The organism is Methylovirgula sp. (assembly GCF_037200945.1).
Taxonomy (GTDB): domain Bacteria; phylum Pseudomonadota; class Alphaproteobacteria; order Rhizobiales; family Beijerinckiaceae; genus Methylovirgula.
Map to the genome: position 1 here is coordinate 1,712,978 of NZ_JBBCGP010000001.1, position 21,218 is coordinate 1,734,195.

General features: G+C 60.9%; 23 protein-coding genes. 7 read left to right on the forward strand and 16 right to left on the reverse strand.

Features of this window, described 5'->3' with window-relative positions; translation table 11 throughout:
• Nucleotide 1 precedes the first annotated feature (1 nt).
• The 4 genes from WDN02_RS08335 to WDN02_RS08350 all read right to left on the reverse strand — a co-directional run bounded on the left by WDN02_RS08335 (nt 2) and on the right by WDN02_RS08350 (nt 4,333).
• Nucleotides 2–1,051: a glycosyltransferase family 1 protein gene (locus tag WDN02_RS08335; protein WP_337293047.1), complete on the reverse strand. Its 1,050-nt coding sequence runs from the start codon at nt 1,049–1,051 to the stop codon at nt 2–4.
• Nucleotides 1,048–1,881, reverse strand: a complete 834-nt coding sequence (locus WDN02_RS08340) for a UDP-2,3-diacylglucosamine diphosphatase (RefSeq protein WP_337293048.1) — start codon at nt 1,879–1,881, stop codon at nt 1,048–1,050. Before WDN02_RS08340 ends, WDN02_RS08335 begins: the two co-directional genes overlap by 4 nt.
• Nucleotides 1,882–2,071: 190 nt before the next feature.
• Nucleotides 2,072–3,625 (reverse strand): porin, encoded by a 1,554-nt coding sequence (locus WDN02_RS08345; protein WP_337293049.1) that lies wholly within the window; start codon nt 3,623–3,625, stop codon nt 2,072–2,074.
• Nucleotides 3,626–3,898: 273 nt separating this feature from the next.
• Complete coding sequence (locus WDN02_RS08350; protein ID WP_337293050.1) at nt 3,899–4,333, reverse strand: hypothetical protein; 435 nt, start codon at nt 4,331–4,333, stop codon at nt 3,899–3,901.
• Nucleotides 4,334–4,573: 240 nt separating this feature from the next.
• Here WDN02_RS08350 and WDN02_RS08355 point away from each other — a divergent pair, with 240 nt between their 5' ends.
• A complete protein-coding gene (locus tag WDN02_RS08355; RefSeq protein ID WP_337293051.1) occupies nt 4,574–4,861 on the forward strand; it encodes a hypothetical protein in 288 nt (95 codons plus the stop codon).
• 5 nt (nt 4,862–4,866) lie between these two features.
• On the opposite strand, the gene WDN02_RS08360 is transcribed toward WDN02_RS08355, so the two are convergent.
• The 6 genes from WDN02_RS08360 to WDN02_RS08385 all read right to left on the reverse strand — a co-directional run bounded on the left by WDN02_RS08360 (nt 4,867) and on the right by WDN02_RS08385 (nt 11,048).
• Nucleotides 4,867–5,484: a response regulator transcription factor gene (locus WDN02_RS08360; protein ID WP_337293052.1), complete on the reverse strand. Its 618-nt coding sequence runs from the start codon at nt 5,482–5,484 to the stop codon at nt 4,867–4,869.
• Nucleotides 5,481–6,839: a HAMP domain-containing protein gene (locus WDN02_RS08365; protein WP_337293053.1), complete on the reverse strand. Its 1,359-nt coding sequence runs from the start codon at nt 6,837–6,839 to the stop codon at nt 5,481–5,483. The genes WDN02_RS08360 and WDN02_RS08365 overlap by 4 nt, the downstream gene beginning before the upstream one ends.
• A gap of 127 nt (nt 6,840–6,966) precedes the next feature.
• Nucleotides 6,967–8,208 carry a serine hydrolase domain-containing protein gene (locus tag WDN02_RS08370; protein ID WP_337293054.1) on the reverse strand — a complete coding sequence of 414 codons (1,242 nt, stop codon included), beginning with the start codon at nt 8,206–8,208 and terminating at the stop codon, nt 6,967–6,969.
• Between the two features lie 452 nt (nt 8,209–8,660).
• Nucleotides 8,661–9,203, reverse strand: a complete 543-nt coding sequence (locus WDN02_RS08375; protein WP_337293055.1) for a DNA starvation/stationary phase protection protein — start codon at nt 9,201–9,203, stop codon at nt 8,661–8,663.
• 95 nt (nt 9,204–9,298) lie between these two features.
• On the reverse strand, nt 9,299–10,447 hold the full coding sequence (locus WDN02_RS08380; RefSeq protein WP_337293056.1) for an FUSC family protein: 1,149 nt from the start codon (nt 10,445–10,447) through the stop codon (nt 9,299–9,301).
• Between the two features lie 16 nt (nt 10,448–10,463).
• On the reverse strand, nt 10,464–11,048 hold the full coding sequence (locus WDN02_RS08385) for an HdeD family acid-resistance protein (RefSeq protein ID WP_337293057.1): 585 nt from the start codon (nt 11,046–11,048) through the stop codon (nt 10,464–10,466).
• Between the two features lie 209 nt (nt 11,049–11,257).
• On the opposite strand from WDN02_RS08385, the gene WDN02_RS08390 reads away from it, so the two are divergent.
• The 4 genes from WDN02_RS08390 (at nt 11,258) to WDN02_RS08405 (ending at nt 14,566) form a co-directional block, all read left to right on the forward strand.
• Nucleotides 11,258–11,404 (forward strand): aa3-type cytochrome c oxidase subunit IV, encoded by a 147-nt coding sequence (locus WDN02_RS08390; RefSeq protein WP_337293058.1) that lies wholly within the window; start codon nt 11,258–11,260, stop codon nt 11,402–11,404.
• Between the two features lie 152 nt (nt 11,405–11,556).
• Nucleotides 11,557–12,696 carry a Re/Si-specific NAD(P)(+) transhydrogenase subunit alpha gene (locus tag WDN02_RS08395; protein ID WP_337293059.1) on the forward strand — a complete coding sequence of 380 codons (1,140 nt, stop codon included), beginning with the start codon at nt 11,557–11,559 and terminating at the stop codon, nt 12,694–12,696.
• Between the two features lie 15 nt (nt 12,697–12,711).
• Nucleotides 12,712–13,161 carry a proton-translocating transhydrogenase family protein gene (locus WDN02_RS08400; protein WP_337293060.1) on the forward strand — a complete coding sequence of 150 codons (450 nt, stop codon included), beginning with the start codon at nt 12,712–12,714 and terminating at the stop codon, nt 13,159–13,161.
• A gap of 4 nt (nt 13,162–13,165) precedes the next feature.
• A complete protein-coding gene (locus WDN02_RS08405) occupies nt 13,166–14,566 on the forward strand; it encodes an NAD(P)(+) transhydrogenase (Re/Si-specific) subunit beta (RefSeq protein WP_337293061.1) in 1,401 nt (466 codons plus the stop codon).
• 13 nt (nt 14,567–14,579) lie between these two features.
• Here WDN02_RS08405 and WDN02_RS08410 read toward each other — a convergent pair whose 3' ends face one another.
• A complete protein-coding gene (locus WDN02_RS08410) occupies nt 14,580–15,017 on the reverse strand; it encodes a regulator (RefSeq protein ID WP_337293062.1) in 438 nt (145 codons plus the stop codon).
• A gap of 138 nt (nt 15,018–15,155) precedes the next feature.
• Between WDN02_RS08410 and WDN02_RS08415 the strand changes: the two genes are divergently transcribed.
• Entirely contained in the window at nt 15,156–16,142 is a 987-nt protein-coding gene (locus WDN02_RS08415; RefSeq protein ID WP_337293063.1) for an AraC family transcriptional regulator ligand-binding domain-containing protein, read from the forward strand.
• On the opposite strand, the gene WDN02_RS08420 is transcribed toward WDN02_RS08415, so the two are convergent.
• The 5 genes from WDN02_RS08420 to WDN02_RS08440 all read right to left on the reverse strand — a co-directional run bounded on the left by WDN02_RS08420 (nt 16,139) and on the right by WDN02_RS08440 (nt 20,038).
• Entirely contained in the window at nt 16,139–16,981 is an 843-nt protein-coding gene (locus tag WDN02_RS08420) for a tetratricopeptide repeat protein (RefSeq protein ID WP_337293064.1), read from the reverse strand. The two genes, WDN02_RS08415 and WDN02_RS08420, sit on opposite strands and share 4 nt — an antisense overlap.
• Before the next feature lie 185 nt (nt 16,982–17,166).
• On the reverse strand, nt 17,167–17,406 hold the full coding sequence (gene rpsU, locus WDN02_RS08425; RefSeq protein WP_337293065.1) for a 30S ribosomal protein S21: 240 nt from the start codon (nt 17,404–17,406) through the stop codon (nt 17,167–17,169).
• Between the two features lie 147 nt (nt 17,407–17,553).
• Entirely contained in the window at nt 17,554–18,657 is a 1,104-nt protein-coding gene (locus WDN02_RS08430; protein ID WP_337293066.1) for a 5-(carboxyamino)imidazole ribonucleotide synthase, read from the reverse strand.
• 4 nt (nt 18,658–18,661) lie between these two features.
• Nucleotides 18,662–19,147 (reverse strand): 5-(carboxyamino)imidazole ribonucleotide mutase, encoded by a 486-nt coding sequence (gene purE / locus WDN02_RS08435; protein ID WP_337293067.1) that lies wholly within the window; start codon nt 19,145–19,147, stop codon nt 18,662–18,664.
• Nucleotides 19,148–19,255: 108 nt separating this feature from the next.
• Complete coding sequence (locus WDN02_RS08440) at nt 19,256–20,038, reverse strand: alpha/beta hydrolase (protein WP_337293068.1); 783 nt, start codon at nt 20,036–20,038, stop codon at nt 19,256–19,258.
• A 207-nt stretch (nt 20,039–20,245) separates the two neighbouring features.
• On the opposite strand from WDN02_RS08440, the gene WDN02_RS08445 reads away from it, so the two are divergent.
• Nucleotides 20,246–21,118 (forward strand): aldo/keto reductase, encoded by an 873-nt coding sequence (locus tag WDN02_RS08445; RefSeq protein ID WP_337294897.1) that lies wholly within the window; start codon nt 20,246–20,248, stop codon nt 21,116–21,118.
• Nucleotides 21,119–21,218 lie beyond the last annotated feature (100 nt).

Genomic DNA, 21,218 nt, shown 5'->3' on the forward strand with positions numbered 1-21,218 from the left:
CTCAGGCCGGCTCGGCGAGATTGGCGAGTTTGATCGTCGCGCCCTGGTTTTGTGCGACCCTGATGTTCTCGAAGAACTGCCGCGCGCTTTCCTTCCAGGTGAACTTCGCAGCGTATCTGCTGCAATGTTCGCGCGAGATGTCGAGCGCGCGGAGCGCCGCCTCGCGCAGATCGTGGCTGAGCACGCCGGTGCCCGAATCGCCGATCACGTCGAGCGGACCTGTGACCGGGAAGGCCGCGACCGGAACCCCTGAAGCAAGGGCTTCGAGCAGAACGATACCGAACGTGTCGGTGCGGCTCGGGAAGACGAAGACATCGGCCGAGGAATAGACCTGCGCCAGACTTTCGCCGCTGCGCACGCCGAGAAAATGAGCGTCGGGATAAGTCGCGGCGAGGCGCGTCTGCAGTGGCCCATCGCCGACGACGACCTTCGAGCCGGGCAGGTCGAGCTTGAGGAAAGCCTCGATATTCTTTTCGACCGCAAGGCGGCCGACGAAGAGGAAGATGGGGCGCGGCAACCCCGCCAACGCATCCTCCGGCCGAGGCCGGAATAAGGTGCCGTCTACACCGCGCGACCAACGCATCAAATTGCGAAAGCCGCGGCCGGCGAGGATATTCTCCAGGCTCTGCGAGCTGACCATCGTGCCCGCGGCGGCGCTGTGAAAGCGGCGCAGGGCAGCATAACTCACCCGCATTGGCACCGGCAGGCGCGCGGCGACATATTCCGGGAAGCGGGTGTGATAGCTCGTCGTAAAGGTGCGCTTGCCGTGCAGGCAGGCGCGGCGGGTGGCAAGACCGATCGGCCCCTCGGTCGCGATATGGATGAAGTCGGGGTTGAACTCAGCGAAAAAGCCCGCGACCTTGCGCGGATTGGCCAGCGCCAGACGAATTTCCCGATAGCCCGGCAGTGGCAGGGTCCAGAAATCCGCCGGCGTCAGAAACCTGACATCGACACCGAAATTCGCCGCATGGGCGGCGATATTCTCAAGCGAGCGGACGACGCCATTGATCTGTGGTCCCCAGGCATCGGTGGCAATGAGAAGCTTGGTCACGCCGGAGAAGCCTCAACCTCTTGCGCCTCGACCTCGTGCTGCGGCATGCCTGCAATGGCTTCCTTGGCTTCGCGCACCTTGTCGGCCCAGTGGATGATTTCGAAACGGCCGTCGAAATGTTCAACCAGCGCGGTGCAGCTTTCGACCCAGTCGCCCGTGTTCATGTAGCGGACGCCGAAGTCGTCGTGGATCACGGCATGGTGGATATGACCGCAGATCACGCCCTGCGCGTCGCGCCGGCGCGCCTCGCCCGAGAGCGCGGTCTCGAAACGGCCGATATGGTTGACGGCGCTCTTCACCTTCAATTTCGCCCAGGACGACAGCGACCAATAATCGAGTCCAAGCCGCCGGCGGACCATATTGAGATAGGTGTTGATCCCCAAGGCCAAATCGTAAGCTCCATCGCCGAGCACGGCGAGCCAAGGTGCATGCCGGACGACAAGATCGAACTGATCGCCGTGCATGACGAGGTAGCGCTTGCCGTCCGCCCCCTCGTGAATTGCTGTATCCATGACGTCGATACCGCCGAAATTATGCCCGACGTAATCGCGCATGAATTCGTCGTGGTTGCCAGGAATATAGACGATCTTGACGCCTTTATGGACGCGTTTCAACAGCTTGCGGACGACATTGTTGTGCGCTTCCGGCCAATACCAGCCGGATTTCAGCCGCCAGCCGTCGATCACGTCACCGACGAGATAGATCGTATCGACGTCGCAATGCTTGAGGAAATCGAGCAGTAGACCTGCCTGGCAACCTTTTGTTCCCAAATGCAGATCGGACAGGAAGAGTGTCCGGACGGCGAGGCCGTCGAAATGCTTTTTCGCCACGGTTCCGACTCCGGTAGAGAAATCATGTCCTTGGCCGAGTCGGGTGGCACTTTGATGACAGTTTGCCGCTTTGCATCAAGCACTTGGGCAAAGTGTCCGGACAAAAGCGATGGCGCAAAAGAAAAGCGCCGGATGGTTGCCCATCCGGCGCTGATTTCAAGCCGTCAGACTTGGCTTAGAAGACCTTGGCTTAGAAGAACCAAGCCGTGCCGAAGGCGATATCGTCCACGGAGATTTTGCCGCCGGACTGGTTGATCGACCAGGAGTGACCGTATTCAGCCTGCAACGCCATCCAGGGAGTCAGCTGATAACGAGCGAAGCCGATGATGCTCTCGTTATCCTTGACCAGGTATTGCGAAACAGTCGCGTAATAGGCGCCGGTATCTTCCGCGCCGGTCAGGTTAAGCGCACTGACGCCGAAGCTGGCGCCGAAGGTGAACTTATCCCAGGTGTAGGACGCCTGTCCGTATCCACCGAAGGACGTACGCGGATCCCCGGCAAAGTCGAAGCCGTTCAGGAAGAGGCCCGTCGTGCCGAGGCCCTTGCCGTAATAGCCGTAGGCGACGAAGCTGAAGCCATCGATATCCAACTTGGCAAAGCCGTCCACGCCCCAGCTTTCGATAGCTGCGCCAGGTGCAAGGAAGGCGGAATCGCCAATATCAGCCTTGTGCTCCTGCCACACACCGTCACCCGACACGGTCAGGTTCGCACCGGGGGCAATCACACCCTTCCACTTGATCTGGGCCTGCACCTCTGGAGCTTCCGATTCGTGAATCAGCAGGCCAGGTCCGCCAAGCGGATCCGCCAGGCTATTAGTCGCATTATAAGGCGCGAACGCACCGAGCGACGCCGTGAAGCCGTTGAAATCCGGCGTCGTATAAGTGACCTGCGGAATCCAGTCGGCATAGACATAGCCCACGCCAATACGGCCGAGTGTCGTGTTGCTGTTCTGGCTGATGGTGGGAGTCGTGCCGAAGCCAAGCAATGTTGCGTCGTTCAGGATGGCGTCAGACCCGAAGAGGCCGAGATCGCGGCCGATCTTGACTGAACCGAAGGTCGGCGTGCCGACCGTGCCGAAGACCTGACGAAGATCGATGCCGGGCGAACCGAGCGCCTGCGCGTTGCCGGCGCTGTTGGCGCCACCGACACCGGTCACGTTGTCGCCGCCCGTATAGGCGCCGATCGTAAAGCCGAGATCATAACCCATCTGGTTGGTCGCTATGCTGAGCACGATGGCGCTTGGCAGGAGGCCAACGGTGATGTTGTTTTCCGCGTTAACCTTGCTTGCGCCCGTGGTCGCGCCGACGATGCCGCCGCCGATCGCGGAACCCGAGGTCTTCTGCTGGAAGTCTTCGACACCACCGAAAATGAGGTCGCCGGAGATCTTCACATCGATCGCGCCGACTTCACCTTCCTTGGTGATCAGGCCGGGGATGTGAAAGCCGATGCCCTTGTCGAGGCGGGTGAGATAGCGGTCATCCGGAACGACGACGACGCCGTCCTTCGAATAATGACGGCTATAGGGGCGGCCCATTTCCGCCTTTTCCGCCGCGTGGCGGGACTTCAGTTTGGAATATTCGCCGTGCGTCAGAACGCCTTTGGCACGCAATTGATCAAGCAGCTGGTCCGTAACGTCTGCGCGGGCCTGGCTGACTGCCGCCATGCTCACCGCTGCCGCCGCCGCGAAAACGACCATCCGCGCAAGGCGGCCGCTGCGGCGAGACTCGGATGGAAATTTCGCCATCGAATGTATCCCCCTCGTTATAACTATTATGAGTCGAGTTATTCCGAGGCCGATCCTAGAGATTTTCCCGAAACGGTCGATAGCTTGTGCGGCTTAGCACCGCATTTCGCGACGCTATGTGGCAAATGGGCGACAGAATTGTGCGTAGCGCACGCCCGAAATTTGTCACGCGGCTGAGTCGCGCACGATCAAGAAAAATCAAAGCTTAAAAGGGAGTTAAGCGCGGCGCACCGTTGCTTCGCGGCGCGCCGATTGTGCGGCGGGCGTGCTTTGTCAGAAACTGCCCGCCGGACGCGGACCGGGTGATAACGCCGGCCGGGGCGGGGCTGAATCGTGTGTGTAGCCAGTCGCTGCGCCACCAGCCGCGGCACCGCCTTGATAGGGCGCGAGCGTATCCTGGTACATTTCCAGGCAAGTCAGCATTTCGACGTAACTGGGAATTGGATGCGGCGGAATGCAACTCTGCCGGCTCGTGGCCTTGAATTTCGACCATTTCTGGCCGAGCTGCGTGCGCGCCTCTTTCTCGTCCAATATGCAATTGCGATAAGTTTCCTTCGGATCGGTCGTCCCATAATTCTGCGCTGCGCGGCAGGTCCTCTCCATATTCAAAACCGGGATGCGGTCGAGTGAAGCCGATGCCGGATAGCTCATGAGCCCCGCGCTGGCGGACAGCAAAAACGCGGGCAGCAGAAGAATACGGAAGCGCAAGGTGGGAACTCCAGCCGTGAAGCCTGATCAATAGCCTAATTTAGCGCTGCTGAACTGCAACACCAGGTCGAAAAGAGTCTGCGGCCCTCACCGGGCCAGGGTCGGCAAGCTACGCATATGTTTCGCAATCTACAACAGATCATGGAACGGTCGCCTCGCCGCGGCGTTCGCCTCAAGCGAAAATCCGGGCGTTAACTTTTTGTTATCGCGAAACGGAGCATCCTTGGGGCGGAGGCTCTGATGATCCAACTTGCGCTCATCTCGTTTGCTTTCGGCGCTTTGCTTGCCGGCCGCTATCAATTTCTCGTCCTCAGCGTGGCGACGTTCTTCGGGCTTCTCGGCGTCGCGCTCTATGCGCATGCGGCGCATCTGACGCTAATGAACGGTTTTCTCGCCGGGTTGTTATTCGCGATCTGCCTCCAGGGCGGCTATCTGACCGGCGCACTTTTTTTTGAACTGTGTCTTCCGTTCGTCAGGGCGCCGGCGCATGCGAAGGCGCAGATGAATTCGCAGCACCACTGGCGCTGAAATCGCTAAGCTTGGCGGTTTTGCAGCGAAAAGCGGATGAGGTCCGTTGTCCGTTCAAGCCCGAGCTTTTCCTTGAGGCGTGAGCAGGAATTCGCCACGGTCTTGTAGGCAATGCCGAAGGTATTGGCGATTTCCAGCAAGCTTTTGCCTTCGCCCAGCAACCGCAAAATTTCCATTTCGCGGTTGCTCAGCTTTTGCAGCGGGTCTTCCTCATTGGAAGCCGAGAAGACGAGTTCGTTCGCGGCTTCGCGATCGACATAACGCTGGCCGGCGGCGACGCGTTTGACCGCCGTGACCAATTCGTCGGCCGGCGCGCTCTTGCTCACGTATCCTGAAGCACCGCCGCGCAAAGCACGCGAGACATAACCGGCTTCCGAATACATCGTGAACATGACGATCCGCGTCGTCTTGTTCTCGTTCTTCAGCCGTTGCAGCAATTCGAGCCCGCTGCTGCCGTTGAGATTGATGTCGAGGACGATAATGTCGGGCGATTCGCTGCGCAGTTTCGACAGGCCCTGCTGCGCGGTGCCCGCCTCGACGACTTCGGAGCCGGGGATGGTGCCGAGCAGGCGCCGCACGCCCTCGCGGACGATGCCGTGATCGTCGATCACCAGGATCTTCATTGCGCCGCCATCCCCTGCGCGAATTCGAGGTCCTCGTCGCTCGGCAAGGGCAAGCGTGTGGTGACGACGACGCCCAACCGGTCGCTCCGGTTGTCGACTGTCAAAGTGCCGCCGAGCAGCGTCGCGCGTTCCTTCATTCCGATCAAGCCGAAGCCTCCGGAGGCGTTGTTGGCGTCGAAGCCGCCGCCGTTGTCCGACACGCGCGCGACAAGAAAACCGCCGTCGTATGTTTCCTCGATTAAAACTTCGATGCGTGATGGCCGCGAATGCTTGACCGCGTTGTTCAGGCTTTCGCGGATGATGCTGTAAAGCGCGCCATCGACACGCGGCCCCCAGGTCTTGTCCGGTGCCTTGACGCTGAAGGTGATCTCGGGGCGTCTCGACTTCCAATAGGATACGAGGTTCTCGACGGCACTGGCGAGGCCCAGCGCATGCAGGCCGGATGGCCGCAACTGGCCGAGGATAGCCTTGACGTTTCGCTTCATTTCGGCGACGGCGCCGCGAATAGCGTGGGCGCGGTCAACAATGGCCGGAAAGTCCTTGGTCTGCGCCAATTCGCGGATGGTCATTGCGTCGACGTCGGCCGAGAAGAGAAGCGGACTGATGTCGTCATGCAGGTTGCGGGCGAGTTCGATGCGCTCTTCTTCCTGCACCGTCTCAAGCTGTTCGTGCAGCCGATGATTGCGGTGTTCCATTTCCGAAAGACGAACCGCCATGTCATTGAAGCCGGCGCTGAGCTTTGCAAGTTCGCGTGGCGCGAAGACGGGTACGCGGGCGCGATAGTCGCCATTGCCGATACGCGCAAACCCGCGGGTCAGTTCCTCCAGCGGCCGAAGCGCGCGACCGAGCATGAAATAGAGGACGAGGAGACACGTCGCCGCAAAGAGTGCGAGCAGAAATAGCAAATTCTTCGCGTCATCCCAGAGGCCGAGGATGTCGTTATGCGCGTCGGTCTCAAGTCGCAACGTGCCGCTGCTCTTCAAAGCCGAAGGCAGATCGACTGTCGCGACGAGCGGCGTGCCCGCGAGAAGTTTGTAGAGAAACGATGGCACCGGACGCGCGGGCGGCGCGAGGATGGAATGTACCAGACTGTTGTCTGCCGTCTGCAGCGTGGCGCGGACGTTTCTGTCGCCGTTGAAATTGGCGACGATATGCTGGAGACGCCAGCCCGGTTGGGTGATGCCGTCGGTTTCGTCGGCGACGTTGGCGACGGCCCGCTGCGCGGCGGCGAGCGAGGCGGTCATGTCGGCTTCGACTTTTTCATAGGCCCGCCAGAAGACCAGCAGGGTGCTCAGCGCCAGCGTTGCGAGGAAAATAAGCGCAATCGAACGAACGAGCAGAAGGCGCAACGGCAACGACGAATCCTCACAAGCGACCCGCGATTTCCGGAAATTTCCCGACGGGGGCGACATTTATCTGTCACCTTATAGCAGGTTCGCCGGGTGCTGGTCTCCCCCTATTCGGGAAGACGCGGCAGCCGGCTTACATGGCAAGGATGTAGGCAATGCTGTTGGCAAGGTCGTCGAGCCCATCAAGCTGGTCGCTGTTGCTGAGGATGGTGATGGAAAACCAGTGCCCGTCTTTCTGGCGGACGATTTCGTTGAAGGACGTGTAGCCGGGGACGGCGCCGGAATGGCTGTAGACAGCCGCGTCGTCCTTCTCCTCGTAGAACCAGCCCATGCCGTAGTAGATCATGGGTGATACCCGTGCCTGGGCGGCGAGCATGGTGTCGCGGATGTCCGGCGGCACGATCTTCGGGTCCATCAAGGCCTTGTCCCAGGCGAACAGGTCAACGGCGCTGCTCACCGCGTCGGCGCTGCCTTTGAGCCAATCGGGATTGGTGAAGGCCGGCCGGCGCCGGCGGCCGTAATCGGGCCGCGCCCAGACGGCGGCCTGTTCCTTCAGCGCCGCCGAGACCGGCTCCGCGGGCAGGACCGAGGCATCGGGATCGAAATGGGCGTCCGCATCGTCAATGAAGCGCGTCTCGACCATGCCGGCGGGTTCGAAAATCCGCTTGCGCAGCAGCTCGTGATAGGTCTCCGGCTGGGCCTCGCCGGGCAGCCTGCATCGCTCCATCAGCTCTGCGATGAGAAAGTAATTGGTGTTGCTGTAATCGAAATCGTCCGAGACGGTCGAAGGGGGCTGGTTCTCGATATCCTGAAACAATGTGTCGGCGTCGATCGGCTGCCAGGGGTCGGTTCCAGTCGGCGGCCGGCGGGTGAAGTTCGGCAGGTTAGATCGCATCGTCAGAAGCCGCCCGACGGTCAGCCAGGGTTGCGCTTTCCAGAAAGAACTATCGTCGAAGACGGCCACAAGCGGCGTCGCGAGATCGAGCTTTTTGCCGGAGCGGGTCGAGACGGCGCCGTTTTTGATCATCTCAAGTGCGACAGCGGCGGTGAATTGCTTGGTGATCGATCCGATCTCATAGAGCGTATGGCCATCGACAGGCCTGCCGTCGCTGGCGCCATAGCCTTTCGCCGCCACGAGGCGTCCCTCCATGCCGATCGAGACGCTCATACTTGGCAGCGTGGCTTCGTCGGTACCGTTCAACTCACGAAAATGCGCGATGATCTGGTCGATCTGGACGGATTTACTCGACGACCAGGATTGCGCCAACGAAGGGGAGGCGACGAGAAAAGGGAGGCAAATGGCAACTCCCATCGCCGCCCGCGCACCTAGACGCAGACGGTTGATATTTCGAATCGAGTTGGTCCATAGATTCATGCGGACTTCGCCATTGCGCCGCCGCCTCGCATTCAGACCGCGCGGTAAACCAGCGCAGATCGAACAAAATGGGCGAAGCGATCCGCCGGATCAAGAAGCAGTTTTCAGGCCGGACGGGGTTTTGCCCAGCAGATCGCTGGATATCTGTCTATTTGGGTGGTTTGAGCCGATCTCGCCGAAGCTGAGATAATTTCCCCGAAACACCGGGTAAAAGCGCCCGATTTACGCCTCAACGAATCTCGTTTCGGAGGCCTAAATCGGAACTTTCCTTCCCGATAGCGGGCGCTAGGGTCAGCATTGCTGCACCTTTTCAAGGCGGCGAGCGACAGACGCCGCCTTTGAATGTCCGGATTGTCTCGATCCGGACCCCCCAAAGCCTTGAGCGTTTCCCGCTTGCGGGAAACGCTCATTTTTATAAGGCGCGGACTTTTATATGGATGGGACTGCGCCGCTTAAGCTGAGCGCGGTGCGATGCGGCTGGCTTCGTTGAGGAACCAGGTCCGGCGTTCCGTCTCGTCGATGTAGACTTCGAGCTGGCTCGTCGTCGCGACATCGCCGTGTTCGTCCGCGACTTCATGTGCGGCTCGGAAAGACTTCGCAAGCGTGGCATTGTCCTCGCGCAGTTCGGCCAGCATATCCTGCGGGGTGACGAAGGGCGCGTCATTGTCGAAGATGCGCTGGTTGCGGGAGATCTCGCCGATCGAATGCAGCGTCACACCGCCGACTTTGCGAACGCGTTCGGCAAGCACATCGGTCATTGCGAAAATCTGCTCTCCTTGCTCGTCGAGCAGAAGATGATAGTCGCGGAAATGCGGTCCGCTCATGTGCCAGTGAAAATTCTTGGTCTTCAGATAGAGCGCGAAAACATCGGCGAGAGCGAGGTTAAGCGCGGCGGCGATGTCGCGAACCGCATTGGCGCCAAACCCCGACGGGGTCGCCAAAGCGGGCGGCACAGTTTCTGAGCTCTTGCTCTGCGGGCTCGATTTGCTGGACATTCCTCTACTCCTCTTTGGCACAATGTGGCGGGCGACATGCGGCCGGCCATTATGAACTCAATGCCGGCCTACAGAAGCCCGGACCGCATTTGGTTCTAAGCGATTTCTTCGAGTTTCGCGTCGGGTTTTTTTGCCTCACTTGATTTTGGCATCCGCGCGATTTTGCCGACGCTGGCCCCGAGCGTCGCAAGATCGGTATGCATCTGTTCGAAGCAGAAACCCAGGGCGAAAATGCGCTCGACCGCATCGGTCGGTAGATTTTGCAATAATTGCGCACGGCGCAGGGCGGCGAATGCTTCGGAGAAATTCACAAAGGCCGCATCGATTTGCGTTATTGGCGCAGGCTCGGCGCGCGCGTTGAGCGCGGCGGCGGCGCTGATCAGGAACTCTCGCGCCGCGACGGCGAATTGTCCGATTGGCTGGGCAAGACGCTCAAGAATGAACGGCGGCAGAGGTTCGGTCGCCGCACGTCCCAGCAAGACAATATCGTGACGCAGCCGTAGCGTCACGTCGATGAGCGGTTGCGGGTCCGGGTCGGAATGGAGATAGGCCGAGCGTTCGCGTGCGGCCTCGATGTTGATCGCAGCAAGCTTTTGAAACGCGTCACCGACATGGCGTTGCAGCCGATGCGCCGGCGTGTCGGCTTGCGGCGCGTTGAGATCGGCGACGAGCACGGGCAAAATATCCGCCAAACGGATCAGGATTTTCGCCGCGCCATCGTAGACGAGGTTGTGCGCCCGCTGCGGGAAAACGAGAAATGAGACGGCGAGCGATACTGCGCACCCGACTGCAACTTCGATGACGCGGAAGAAGGCCGATTGCAGCGCGCTTGCGTGCGTGATCGTCGGCAGAAGTAAAACCATGACCGCGGTGAAAGGCGCTGCCGCGAAACGTGGGCTTAAACTCGCGAGGAAGGCAAGTGGGGCGAGCGCGAGGCCCAGCGTGAGCATGATTTCGAGATTGCTATTATGCGGGACGAATATGCCGACGAGGCCGCTATAGACGCCACCGCCAAGCGTGCCGATCATGTAATCGATTGTCGCGATCAGCGATTTGCCGACGCTCGTCTGCGTCATGATCACCGCGGTCAGCACCGCCCAAAGCGCCCAGGGCAGGTGGAGCAATTGCGAAATGTAAAAGGTCAGAACGGCGGCGACCGTTACACGCAAACATAAGCGCAATTGCGCCCGCCGCTCGCTCAGGCGCGCGGACAGCCACGTCCGCACGCGGTTCAAGAATCCCATCTTTTTTGTTCTTATATTAGGTGGGCGGCAGGACCTTCTTTGCGTCGAGCGCGAGCATGACCAATGTCGTACCGCCAAAGACCATGTTGATGCCGAGCAGCAGGCCGATCGCCCAGATCGCCGAACTCGGCAATTGCAGGAAGATCATCCCGGCGAGGAGGAGATCGACGACGCCGCTCGCGACCATCCAGCCCCAGCGCCCGGAGAGGTTCTGCCGATATTCGGTGGCGAAGATAATCGAGGAGAAGCCCTCGATGATAAAAAAGACGATGAGCAGCAAGGTGAGTGAGACCGCGCCCTGGCCGGGCCGGGCAATGAGGAGGAAGCCGACCGCAATGGCGAGGATCGCCGAGAGCAGCGACCACCAGAAGCCAGCCGCAGGGCGCAGCGAGAATGTGGAGACGAGGCCGACCACGCCGCTGATCAGCAGGAGCCAGCCAAAGAAGATGGTGAATGTGAGCGTCGCGACGAACGGCACGGCGATCGCCGCGAAGCCGAGGATGATCAGGACGATGCCTTCGACCAGAAAATAGGTCGTATGGCGCTTGAGGGCGACGGCAACCCTCTCCTGCAGTCCGTCCAACGATGGGTTCAGGGTCATGAAAAGTCTCCCGGAATAAGCGCGATGCAATGACGAAGCAGGATCATTCTACCGCAAATAAAGTCATCTGGCCCTTGCCGAAGGTCAAACCTTGGACCGTGAGGGCCAATTTTTGGTCATTTTTCGGCACCCCCGGGCGCGAAGCCCCTTGACGGCGGCGCCGATCGAAGTGAATGACAGAGTTGAAAAGTCGATAACAGGGAGGTTCCATGTCCAGCCCGATTGCTGCCGACCCGAATTCGGAAGCTGAATTCGCCCACCATGTGCAAACTTATCGCCTGTTCATCAACGGGTTTAAGTATGGCGCGATCGGCGTTATAGCGATCCTCATCCTCCTCGCCTTTTTAACACTCTAAAGCACGCTGGCTCGTGGCGCCGCGCCGCTTTGCGCGCGGGGCGCCGTGGCGATTTGTGTCGACCTGCGTTCGGATTTTCCGGGTTCGCACGGTCGTCGTCCCGCGAAGTCCCGCGGATGCGGGACGTTTGATTGTTCGATCGGAAGCACATTATGCGTATAGCCGTGCCCGCCGAAACTGACCCTGCCGAAGCCAGGGTTGCCGCGACTCCGGAAACTGTCAAAAAGCTCATCGCTCTCGGTGCGAGCGTGGCGATCGAATCCGGCGCCGGCAACAAATCCTCTTTTCCCAATCGCGATTATGCCGCGGCAGGCGCGAACATTGTGCCGGATGCCGTCGCAGCCCTTGCCGACGCCGATATCATTCTGCGCGTCCGGCGCCCCGAGGCGTCGCATCTCGGCGGAGCTAAAAAAGGCGCGCTGCTTCTCGCCATCCTCGATCCTTACGGCCATATCGATGCCTTGCAGGACATCGCGGCGACGGGCGTCGATGCGTTCGCCATGGAGCTGATGCCGCGCATCACCCGCGCGCAGGTCATGGACGTGTTGTCGAGCCAGGCCAATCTCGCCGGCTATCGTGCGGTCGTCGATGCGGCGGCCGAATACGGACGCGCCGTGCCGATGATGATGACCGCGGCGGGCACCGTGCCGGCGGCGAAGGCTTTCATCATGGGTGTCGGCGTCGCCGGCCTCCAGGCGATTGCGACCGCCCGTCGGCTCGGCGCAATCGTTACCGCGACCGATGTACGTCCTGCGACCAAGGAACAGGTCGAATCCCTCGGCGCGAAATTCATCGCTGTCGAGGATGAGGAATTTAAACAGGCCGAGACGGCGGGCGGCTATGCCAAGGAAATGTCGGCGGCCTATCAGGAAAAGCAGCTGGCGCTGACGGCTTCGCATATCGCCAAGCAGGACATCGTCATCACCACGGCGCTCATTCCCGGCCGGCCGGCGCCGAAACTCGTCACCGAAGCGATGATCGCTTCGATGCGGCCGGGCTCAATCATCGTTGACCTTGCGGCCGAGCGCGGCGGCAATACCGCTTTGACGCGGCCCGGCGAGAAGTTCACGACCGATAATGGCGTGACTATCCTTGGCTATCTCAATGTCGCCGGCCGTCTCGCCGCGACCGCCTCGTCGCTCTACGCGCGCAACCTGCTGGCGCTTGTCGATACGTTCGTCGACAAGCCGAACAAGGTACTTGCCGTCAATTGGGATGACGAGGTCGTCAAGGCGACCTTGCTCACCAAGGACGGTGCGCTCGTCCATCCGAATTTCCAGAAGCCCGTCTGACCCCGGAGTTGAGACATGGCCAGTGATACGCCCCAGCAGCTCGTCGATAAGGCGCAGGCCGCGGCGGCAAGTGCGCAGCACGCCGCTGATACGGCGCAAGCCTATGCCGACCAGATTTCGCACATGGCGGGCGCGGCGGCCCATACCGCGAGCGGCGGCGCGATCGACCCGTTCGTTTTTCGCTTTGCGATTTTCGTTCTCGCCGTCTTCGTCGGCTATTTCGTGGTCTGGGCGGTGACGCCGGCGCTGCATACGCCACTGATGTCGGTGACGAACGCAATATCCTCCGTGATTGTCGTGGGCGCGCTTCTCTCGGTCGGCGTCGATGTCTCGACGCCGGGCGATGACGGCTCGATCCTCGCCCGCATCTTTGGTTTCATCGCATTGATCCTCGCCTCGGTGAACATTTTCGGCGGCTTCCTCGTCACCGAGCGAATGCTGTCGATGTACAAGAAGAAGGGCTGACGCGATGTCCGGCAATCTCGCCGCCCTGCTTTATCTCGCCTCGGGCGTTCTTTTCATCATCGCCTTGCGCGGTCTCTCTTCGCCGGCGACCTCGCGACGCGGCAATTTCGCCGGCATCATCGGCATGGCGATCGCCATCGTCACGACGCTGCTCTATCGCATCCCATCGGGCCTGTCGGCGTGGATCTTCGTCGCCGCCGGCATTGCCATCGGCGGCGGCATTGGCGCCTGGCGTGCGCGTACCGTCGCGATGACGGCCATGCCGCAACTTGTCGCCTCGTTCCACGCGCTTGTCGGCCTTGCTGCCGTCTTCGTCGCGGCGGGCGCCCTCTATGCGCCGCAAGCCTTCGGCATCGGCACGCCGGGTGACATACACACCCAAAGCCTGATCGAAATGTCGATCGGTGTTGCCATCGGGGCCATCACCTTCACCGGCTCGGTCATCGCCTTCCTGAAACTCGACGGGCGCATGTCCGGCGCGCCGATCCTGCTCCCGCAGCGCCATGCGATCAACATCCTGCTCGCGGTTTTGCTCGTCGTGCTGGTCGTGCTCTTCGTCATCACCCAGAATCCGCTGCTCTTCTGGCTGGTCGCCATCGTCTCCTTCGTGATCGGGCTTCTGATCATCGTCCCGATCGGCGGCGCCGACATGCCGGTCGTCGTTTCGATGCTGAATTCCTATTCGGGTTGGGCGGCAGCAGGCATCGGTTTCACACTTGGAAATCTAGCGCTCATCATCACCGGCGCGCTCGTCGGCTCATCCGGTGCGATCCTTTCGTATATCATGTGCAAGGCGATGAACCGCTCCTTCATCTCGGTCATCCTCGGCGGCTTCGGCGGCGAGACGGCGGCTGCGGGGGCAGGGCATATCGAGACGCGGCCCGTGAAGCAGGGCTCGGCGGAAGACGCCGCCTTCATCCTCGAGAACGCTGGCAAGGTCATCATCGTGCCGGGCTATGGCATGGCTGTCGCGCAGGCGCAGCACGCACTGCGCGAAATGGCCGATCGGCTGAAGAAAGAAGGCGTCGACGTCAAATATGCGATCCATCCGGTCGCCGGCCGTATGCCGGGCCATATGAACGTGCTGCTCGCCGAAGCCAACGTGCCTTACGACGAAGTGTTCGAGCTTGAGGACATCAACGCCGAATTCGCCCAGGCGGATGTTGCCTTCGTGATCGGCGCCAACGATGTCACGAACCCTGCCGCCAAAACCGACAAAACGTCGCCGATTTACGGCATGCCGATCCTCGATGTCGAAAAGGCGAAGACCGTGCTCTTCATCAAGCGCGGCATGGGCTCGGGCTATGCCGGCGTCGAGAACGAATTGTTCTTCAAGCCGAATACGATGATGCTGTTCGGCGACGCCAAGAAGATGGTCGAGAATATTTTGAAGTCGCTCACCTAGAGCGCCTTCGCGATCAATCTTTCTGCGCGTCGAACAAAGCCCTCAACTCCGCGATGCCAAGCGCCACGGCGATGTTTCCGCTGTCGTCAAGGAATTCGTAAATTTCGCCGTTTTCGATATTGCGGTTGCTGAAAAGGACGATCGCCTCCTCTTCGCCGGCGCTTTCGGTATGCGGCTCGCCGTTCCCGCCGCTGATGACGTAGCTGCCGACCGGGCGCACTTCCTTCAGCTCGCCGTTGAGGCGAAAAATCCGTAATTCGCCCTGCACGACGAAGGTCCGATAAGACGCCTTGTGCCGGTGCAGCATGATCTTCTCGTTGGGAACGAATTTGATCAGGAAGTCGGCAGTGCCGTTCTTCTCGTCAACATCATAGATGAAATAGGAAATTTGATCGAAGCCCTCGAGCTTCCGCCATATGATGCTGCGGTCGTCGAATGTATGCGCGGACATGGCTTTCTCCCTGTGATGGCTTCTGCGAGCCGATATCCGCCTTCTAGCGCGGCCGTAGCGGCCTAACTTGCCATTTGGTGCCAGCCGCTGGACTTGCCCTTTGGCGCCGGCCTAGTCTCCCGGTGTAGGGAGTACGCCATGGAGACGCTTGCCCTTACCCGGGTCAGCACGATTGGGCCGATCGCGGATGTGATCGAAGCCGCGGGCGGATCGTTGGCGCGCGTGTTCCACCGCAGCGAATTGCCATTGGAACTCGTCACCCAGCCCGACCGTCTTATTCTTCTGAGCGACCAGTTCCGGCTCGTCGAGAATGCCGCGCGCGAGATCGGCGACGATGCATTCGCTGCGCGGCTCTCGATCGCGGGCGGCATAGCAGGGCTCGGTCCCTACGGTCGATTATTGTTGTCGTTCGACTCGCTCGGCGCCGCGATTACGAAGGGATATGCGAAGTTCGCGAGTCTCTTGCAGGCGGCGACGGAGATGGACCTTGTCGTGAGAGAAGGTTTGGCGCGGTGGACTTATCAAATTACCGCGCCCGTTACGATCGGGCGTCAGAGGAATGAGATCCTCGCCATCGGCTATATGCTGAATATCCTTCGCCACTTTGCCGGGGCGCGTTGGACGCCCGAGGCGATCTTCGTGCCGGGCATTTTGCAGGGACGCGGCGAGATCGAAAAGATTTTCGGCGGTGATGTCATGCGTGGTGAGCGCACGACGGTCGTCTTTCCCGCCGATCTCCTTGACCTGCCGAATCCGTCGCTGAGGCCCTGGCGCGAAACCTACGATGAAATTCCGAATGATCGCGAGTTTGTCGGCGTCGCGGAACACATGATCCGGCTGGGGATTCTGGAACAATCGCCGGGGATCGATCACGTCGCCACGCGGCTCGGGCTGTCGCGGCGCACTTTTCAGCGCCGGCTTGCGACGCATGGCGTGACCTTCGAGCGATTGGCAGAGGGTGTTGTCTTCGCGCAGGCGCGCGCCAAGCTTGACGCCAAGCAGCAGGCCATCACCGACATTGCGTTGGAATTAGGCTATTCCGATCCGGCGCATTTCAGCCGTGCATTTCGCCGATGGACTGGGGAAACGCCAAGGCATTGGCGTGCGCGTCAGCTACAGAGCTAAGCTCGCAGACGCGATTGGCCGTCGCGCGCGACTTTGTTGTTGGGGTCGAACGCAAGCGCGCGATCGTAGGATTCGGCCGCCTTGTTGCGATTGCCGAGCTTTTCATAGGCGAGGCCGAGGCCCGCCCAGGCATTGGCGTCTTTGTTATTGACGTTCAGAGCGGCGTTGAAGTCTTCGATCGCCTTGTCCGCCTTGCCAAGCGCGAGCAAGCTTTCGCCGCGCGCTTCATAAGGCGCGCCGACGAATGGATCACGATCGATCGCATTGTCGAAATCGGTGATCGCCGCCTGATAATTGCCCTGGCGCTGGAAGATCAGACCGCGCGCATGATAGGCCTGCGCATTCTCCGGGTTAAGCCGGATGGCATTGTCGAGATCGGCGCGCGCCTGATCGAGCTTGTCGTTCACGCGCAGGAGATTGGCGCGGCCGATATAGGCAGGGGCGTGGTTCGGATTGGCGATGATCGCCTGATTGAAGTCGGCGAGCGCGAGATCGTCGTGGTTGGTCTGGCGATAGGCGAGCGCGCGGTTGGTCAGCGCGGCGGCGTCGTTGGGATTGAGCTTGATCGCCTGGCTGAAGTCGGCGATCGCCGCATCATATTGCGCGATGCGCGCATAGGCGACGCCGCGCGTATTGTAAGCTTCGGCACTGCTGGGGTTGCGCTGGATGACGTCGGACAGCGAGCTGATATTGGCCTGAGACTGTTGCGGCGTCTCCTGCGTCACCTCGGCGACGCCCGCGCCCGCTGGACCGAGCGAATTGCCGTTCTCGCACGCCGCGAGACCGGCCGCCGCGAGCAAAAGCGAAATGAGCGCGAAAGGACGTCGAATCAATTTCATCGAAATTCAAGTCCCGGATCAACTCGTTCTTGCTTTGCGCGTGAATCGCCAGAAACGGTACGATCAGACAGGCCGCGGGGCCTTTAGGCCCCGGCAATCCGGCAAGATTGCGACCAATCCCGCCGGCTCTTCGCAGAATATATTGCGATATCGAAAAACGATGCGCTGTCAGTGCGCAATCAGACTTAGCGTGCGCCGACGACCGGCTTCGGCTTCATCGGCAACAGGCCTTCACGCTGCAGCTTCTTCCGCGCCAACTTGCGCGCCCGGCGCACCGCTTCGGCCTTTTCACGCGCCCGCTTCTCGGAGGGCTTCTCGTAATGGCCGCGAAGCTTCATTTCGCGGAAAATCCCTTCACGCTGCATCTTCTTCTTCAGCGCCTTAAGGGCCTGGTCAACATTGTTGTCACGAACCAGAACTTGCACGCGGCGATCCTTGTCTTGCGCCGACGGCTCATCGCCCCGGCAGGATGAAAGTCTAGACTTTCGGGAATAGAATCACGGGCGCAAAAGCGCCACGATCTGGATTTTGCAGATAGCAGAGCCGGCCGTTCTTGTCCAGCGCGGAACGGCCTATTCGTCCCGGTCCAGCACCCGCGTCACATGACCCATTTTGCGGCCCGGCCGGGCCTCCGCCTTGCCGTAGAGGTGCAGGCAGGCACCCGGTTCGCGCAGAATGTCGGGCCAGGCATTGACGTCATCGCCGATCAGATTGCGCATTTCGACCGCGGCGCCATGGTGGCGAGTCGCGCCGAGCGGCCAGCCGGCGATAGCGCGGATATGCTGCTCGAATTGCGAGCAGGGGGCGCCATCGAGGGTCCAATGGCCGGAATTATGAACCCGGGGCGCCGTCTCGTTGACGCGAATCTTTTGCACGAGCCGCCCATCGTCCGGCTCCTTCGTCACAAAAAGCTCGACCGCCAGAACGCCGATATAATCCAACGCGTCGGCAATCTTTTTCGCCGTTGCCACCGCTGCCACCGCGCAGGCCGCATCGATCTTTGCCGGGGCGCGGCTGACGCTCAGAATATGGTTGGCGTGAACATTCTCGGTCACGTCATAGGCGGCAAATTCACCGTCGAGGCTACGCGCCGCGATGACCGAGATTTCCTTGATGAAGGGAACAACGCCTTCGAGGATCGATGGCGTGCCGCCGAGGCCGCGAAATACCGCGCCGAGGTCGGAGCCCTCGCGGATCATCACCTGACCCTTGCCGTCATAGCCGAAACGGCGCGTCTTCAGGATCGACGGGCGGCCGAGCTCGCCGACCGCGCGGGCCAAAGCGCCAGCATCCTCGACGCCACGATAGGGCGCGGTGGCAATGCCGAGATCGGTCAGAAAATCTTTCTCCGTCAGCCGGTCCTGGCTCACCGCGAGGGCAGCAGGGCCGGGGCGCACAGGCCGCAGAGCGGCAAGCAAATCCGCAGTGCGGGCGGGCACGTTCTCGAATTCGTAGGTGACGACATCGACGGTTTCGGCGAAAGCCTGCAGTGCCGATTCGTTTTTGTACGGCGCGATGGTCTTGGCCGCCGCGACATCGAAGGCCGGGCTATCGGCGTCGGGGCAGAAAATATGGGTTTTCAGGCCAAGCCGAGCCGCCGCCATGGCCAGCATCCGGCCCAATTGGCCGCCGCCTAAAATTCCGATTGTGTCGCCCGGCGAGAGTTGCGCGGCCATCAACCTACTCGGGATGCTTGGCGACTGCGGCGGTCTGCGCCGCGCGCCAATCCGCGAGCCGCCCGGCGAGCGCCTTGTCGTCCAACGCGAGGATCGCCGCGGCAAGCAGGGCTGCGTTGACGGCGCCGGCCTCGCCGATCGCCAGGCAGCCGACCGGAATACCCGCCGGCATCTGGACGATGGAATAAAGCGAATCCTGGCCCGAAAGCGCCTTGCTCTCGATCGGCACGCCAAGAACGGGCAGGGGGGTCATGGCCGCGGTCATGCCCGGCAGATGCGCCGCGCCGCCCGCCCCGGCGATGATCACCTTGAATCCCGACGCCTCGGCGCCCTTGGCGAATTTGACCAGCCGGTCCGGCGTGCGATGCGCCGACACGATCTCCGCCGAATAGCTGACATCAAGTTTGTCCAGCGTTTCCGCGGCGTGGCGCATGGTCTTCCAATCGGACTGGCTGCCCATGACGATGGCGACAAGTTTGGGAATGGACATGAAGACCTTGCAAGGCGGCTGAACAGCCGGCCGAAAAGAAAGGCAGCGTCCTAGACGAAGGGCCGCTGCGGCGCAAGCGGCGCAGTCGCTTAACTGCCAATAGTTTGCTCAGAGACGGGCGACCCAGCGCAGGATATAATTCGCGACGTCTTCCCAGCCGGGCTCGCCGATCAGAAAATGCGAATGCCCGGGGAAATATTTGAAGTCGGTTTCGGCCGACGACTTTTTCTGCAAGTTGAAGGCGCCCATCGCGGTGAACGGTGTCACCGTGCGATCTTTTTCGGCGGCCGTAATGAGCAGCGGCTGCGTGCGGCGCTTGGGATGGACATGCGTGCCGATCCAGAACGCGTCTTCGTAAAAAATGCGCCCCGGCGCGGGAACGACGAGCCGATCGTAAGCTTCGTTCTGAATATCCGGCGGCGCCGCGTTGGCGAACGACCGGGCAAAAGCTTCACGCGACAGTTGGAACGGCTGCTCCCATCCTTGCCAGCGCAAAAGCACCGGCGACGCGGCGGCAAGCGAGACAGCGCCCGGAACCACACCCGCAATCGGCGCCGGATCGATTGCAACGCCCGCCCAGCCCAAGCCGCGATCAAGCAGAAGTTGGGTGAAAAGACCGCCGAAGGAATGACCGATGATCAGCGGCTTCTCCGGCATAGCTTTGATGAACGTCTGGTAGTGATCGACGATCTCGGTGATGCCTAGCGCACCCAGGCCGGGCGGAGGATCGCGGCGTAATTCGTCCGATGACGCGCCGTCGAGATAAGGCCATGCCGGCGCGTAGGTCGTGTAACCAGCCGCCTGAAATGATCTGCGGAAATTGTCCCAGCAGGCGGGAATCATCCAGGCGCCGTGGATGAAGACAATTGTCTTGCTGGCATTCTCGGCCATGATCGAGCTTCCCCGTTCCTGGCGCTCTCGCACCGTCACATCGCCGCAAAAAGAAGCTGCGCCTATGGCGTGACGAATGCAAGACGTCGCGAAGACATCAAGCAAGACATGGCGGAGGTTGCTGTGCATCTGGTTTTGAAGCCCGAAGCCGGGCTAGAAATTGCTGCGGTCACGGCGGCGCGTACCGCGCAACACATGGAAACAGCCATGTCAGCAGAGCTTTCCGCTGCCAGCGCAGGCCAATTTGAAATTGGCGGCGATTTCACAATCAATCGCTTCGGCTTTGGCGCTATGCGGCTGACCGGCAAAAGCATTTGGGGCGACCCGGCAAACCCCGCCGCCGCGCGCGAGACTTTGCGTCTTCTGCCTGACCTCGGTATCAATTTCATCGACACAGCGGATGCCTATGGCCCGTTCGTCAGCGAGGATCTCATCCGCGAGGTCCTGCATCCTTACAAGGACATGATGATCGCGACGAAAGGTGGCCTCGCTCGCCCGGGCCCAGAGACGTGGCGGCCATTGGGACGGCCGGAATATCTGCGCCAATGCGTGATGATGAGCCTGCGCCGGCTTGGCGTTGCGCGGATCGATCTCTGGCAATTGCACCGGATCGATCCGTCGGTGCCGCGCGACGAACAATATTCGGCCATCGCTGCGATGCGTAAGGAAGGCCTGATCCGGCATGTCGGCCTTTGCGATGTCGGCATCGATGACATCGAGGCGGCGCACAAACATTTTCCCGTCGCGACGGTGCAGAACCGTTTCAATCTCGTCAACCGCTCAAGCGAGGACGTGCTGATTTATTGCGAGCAGCACAATATCGGCTTCATCCCATGGGCCCCGCTCGCCGCCGGTGCGCTGGCGCATCCGGGCTCGGCTTTGATGCAGACGGCGAGGACGCTCAAGGCGACGCCAAGCCAGGTCGCGCTGGCGTGGGTGTTGAAACGCTCAAAGATCATGTTGCCGATTCCCGGCACGGCCAATCCCGAGCATCTTGTCGAGAATGTCGCCGCCGCGACGCTCGAACTCCCGGACGAGGCTTTCGCCGCGCTCGATCAGCAGGGCTGCAAGGCGTTATAGATCACGATGATTTTGGATCGATCGAACTCCGGCTTGGTCGAATGGCTGACCGATCCGTCGATGATCCAAAATCATGAACGTGATCGATTTCAAAAAAAGA

Bases quoted from the DNA above. Each gene is read 5' to 3' on its own strand.
- WDN02_RS08385 (WP_337293057.1), bottom strand. From the start codon at position 11,048: ATGACCCTGAACCCATCGTTGGACGGACTGCAGGAGAGGGTTGCCGTC.
- WDN02_RS08400 (WP_337293060.1), top strand. From the start codon at position 12,712: ATGGCCAGTGATACGCCCCAGCAGCTCGTCGATAAGGCGCAGGCCGCG.
- WDN02_RS08345 (WP_337293049.1), bottom strand. From the start codon at position 3,625: ATGGCGAAATTTCCATCCGAGTCTCGCCGCAGCGGCCGCCTTGCGCGG.
- WDN02_RS08440 (WP_337293068.1), bottom strand. From the start codon at position 20,038: ATGGCCGAGAATGCCAGCAAGACAATTGTCTTCATCCACGGCGCCTGG.
- WDN02_RS08390 (WP_337293058.1), top strand. From the start codon at position 11,258: ATGTCCAGCCCGATTGCTGCCGACCCGAATTCGGAAGCTGAATTCGCC.
- WDN02_RS08415 (WP_337293063.1), top strand. From the start codon at position 15,156: ATGGAGACGCTTGCCCTTACCCGGGTCAGCACGATTGGGCCGATCGCG.
- WDN02_RS08420 (WP_337293064.1), bottom strand. From the start codon at position 16,981: ATGAAATTGATTCGACGTCCTTTCGCGCTCATTTCGCTTTTGCTCGCG.
- WDN02_RS08380 (WP_337293056.1), bottom strand. From the start codon at position 10,447: ATGGGATTCTTGAACCGCGTGCGGACGTGGCTGTCCGCGCGCCTGAGC.
- WDN02_RS08370 (WP_337293054.1), bottom strand. From the start codon at position 8,208: ATGAATCTATGGACCAACTCGATTCGAAATATCAACCGTCTGCGTCTA.
- WDN02_RS08410 (WP_337293062.1), bottom strand. From the start codon at position 15,017: ATGTCCGCGCATACATTCGACGACCGCAGCATCATATGGCGGAAGCTC.
- WDN02_RS08430 (WP_337293066.1), bottom strand. From the start codon at position 18,657: ATGGCCGCGCAACTCTCGCCGGGCGACACAATCGGAATTTTAGGCGGC.
- WDN02_RS08405 (WP_337293061.1), top strand. From the start codon at position 13,166: ATGTCCGGCAATCTCGCCGCCCTGCTTTATCTCGCCTCGGGCGTTCTT.
- purE (WP_337293067.1), bottom strand. From the start codon at position 19,147: ATGTCCATTCCCAAACTTGTCGCCATCGTCATGGGCAGCCAGTCCGAT.
- WDN02_RS08375 (WP_337293055.1), bottom strand. From the start codon at position 9,203: ATGTCCAGCAAATCGAGCCCGCAGAGCAAGAGCTCAGAAACTGTGCCG.
- WDN02_RS08360 (WP_337293052.1), bottom strand. From the start codon at position 5,484: ATGAAGATCCTGGTGATCGACGATCACGGCATCGTCCGCGAGGGCGTG.
- WDN02_RS08395 (WP_337293059.1), top strand. From the start codon at position 11,557: ATGCGTATAGCCGTGCCCGCCGAAACTGACCCTGCCGAAGCCAGGGTT.
- WDN02_RS08355 (WP_337293051.1), top strand. From the start codon at position 4,574: ATGATCCAACTTGCGCTCATCTCGTTTGCTTTCGGCGCTTTGCTTGCC.
- WDN02_RS08445 (WP_337294897.1), top strand. From the start codon at position 20,246: ATGTCAGCAGAGCTTTCCGCTGCCAGCGCAGGCCAATTTGAAATTGGC.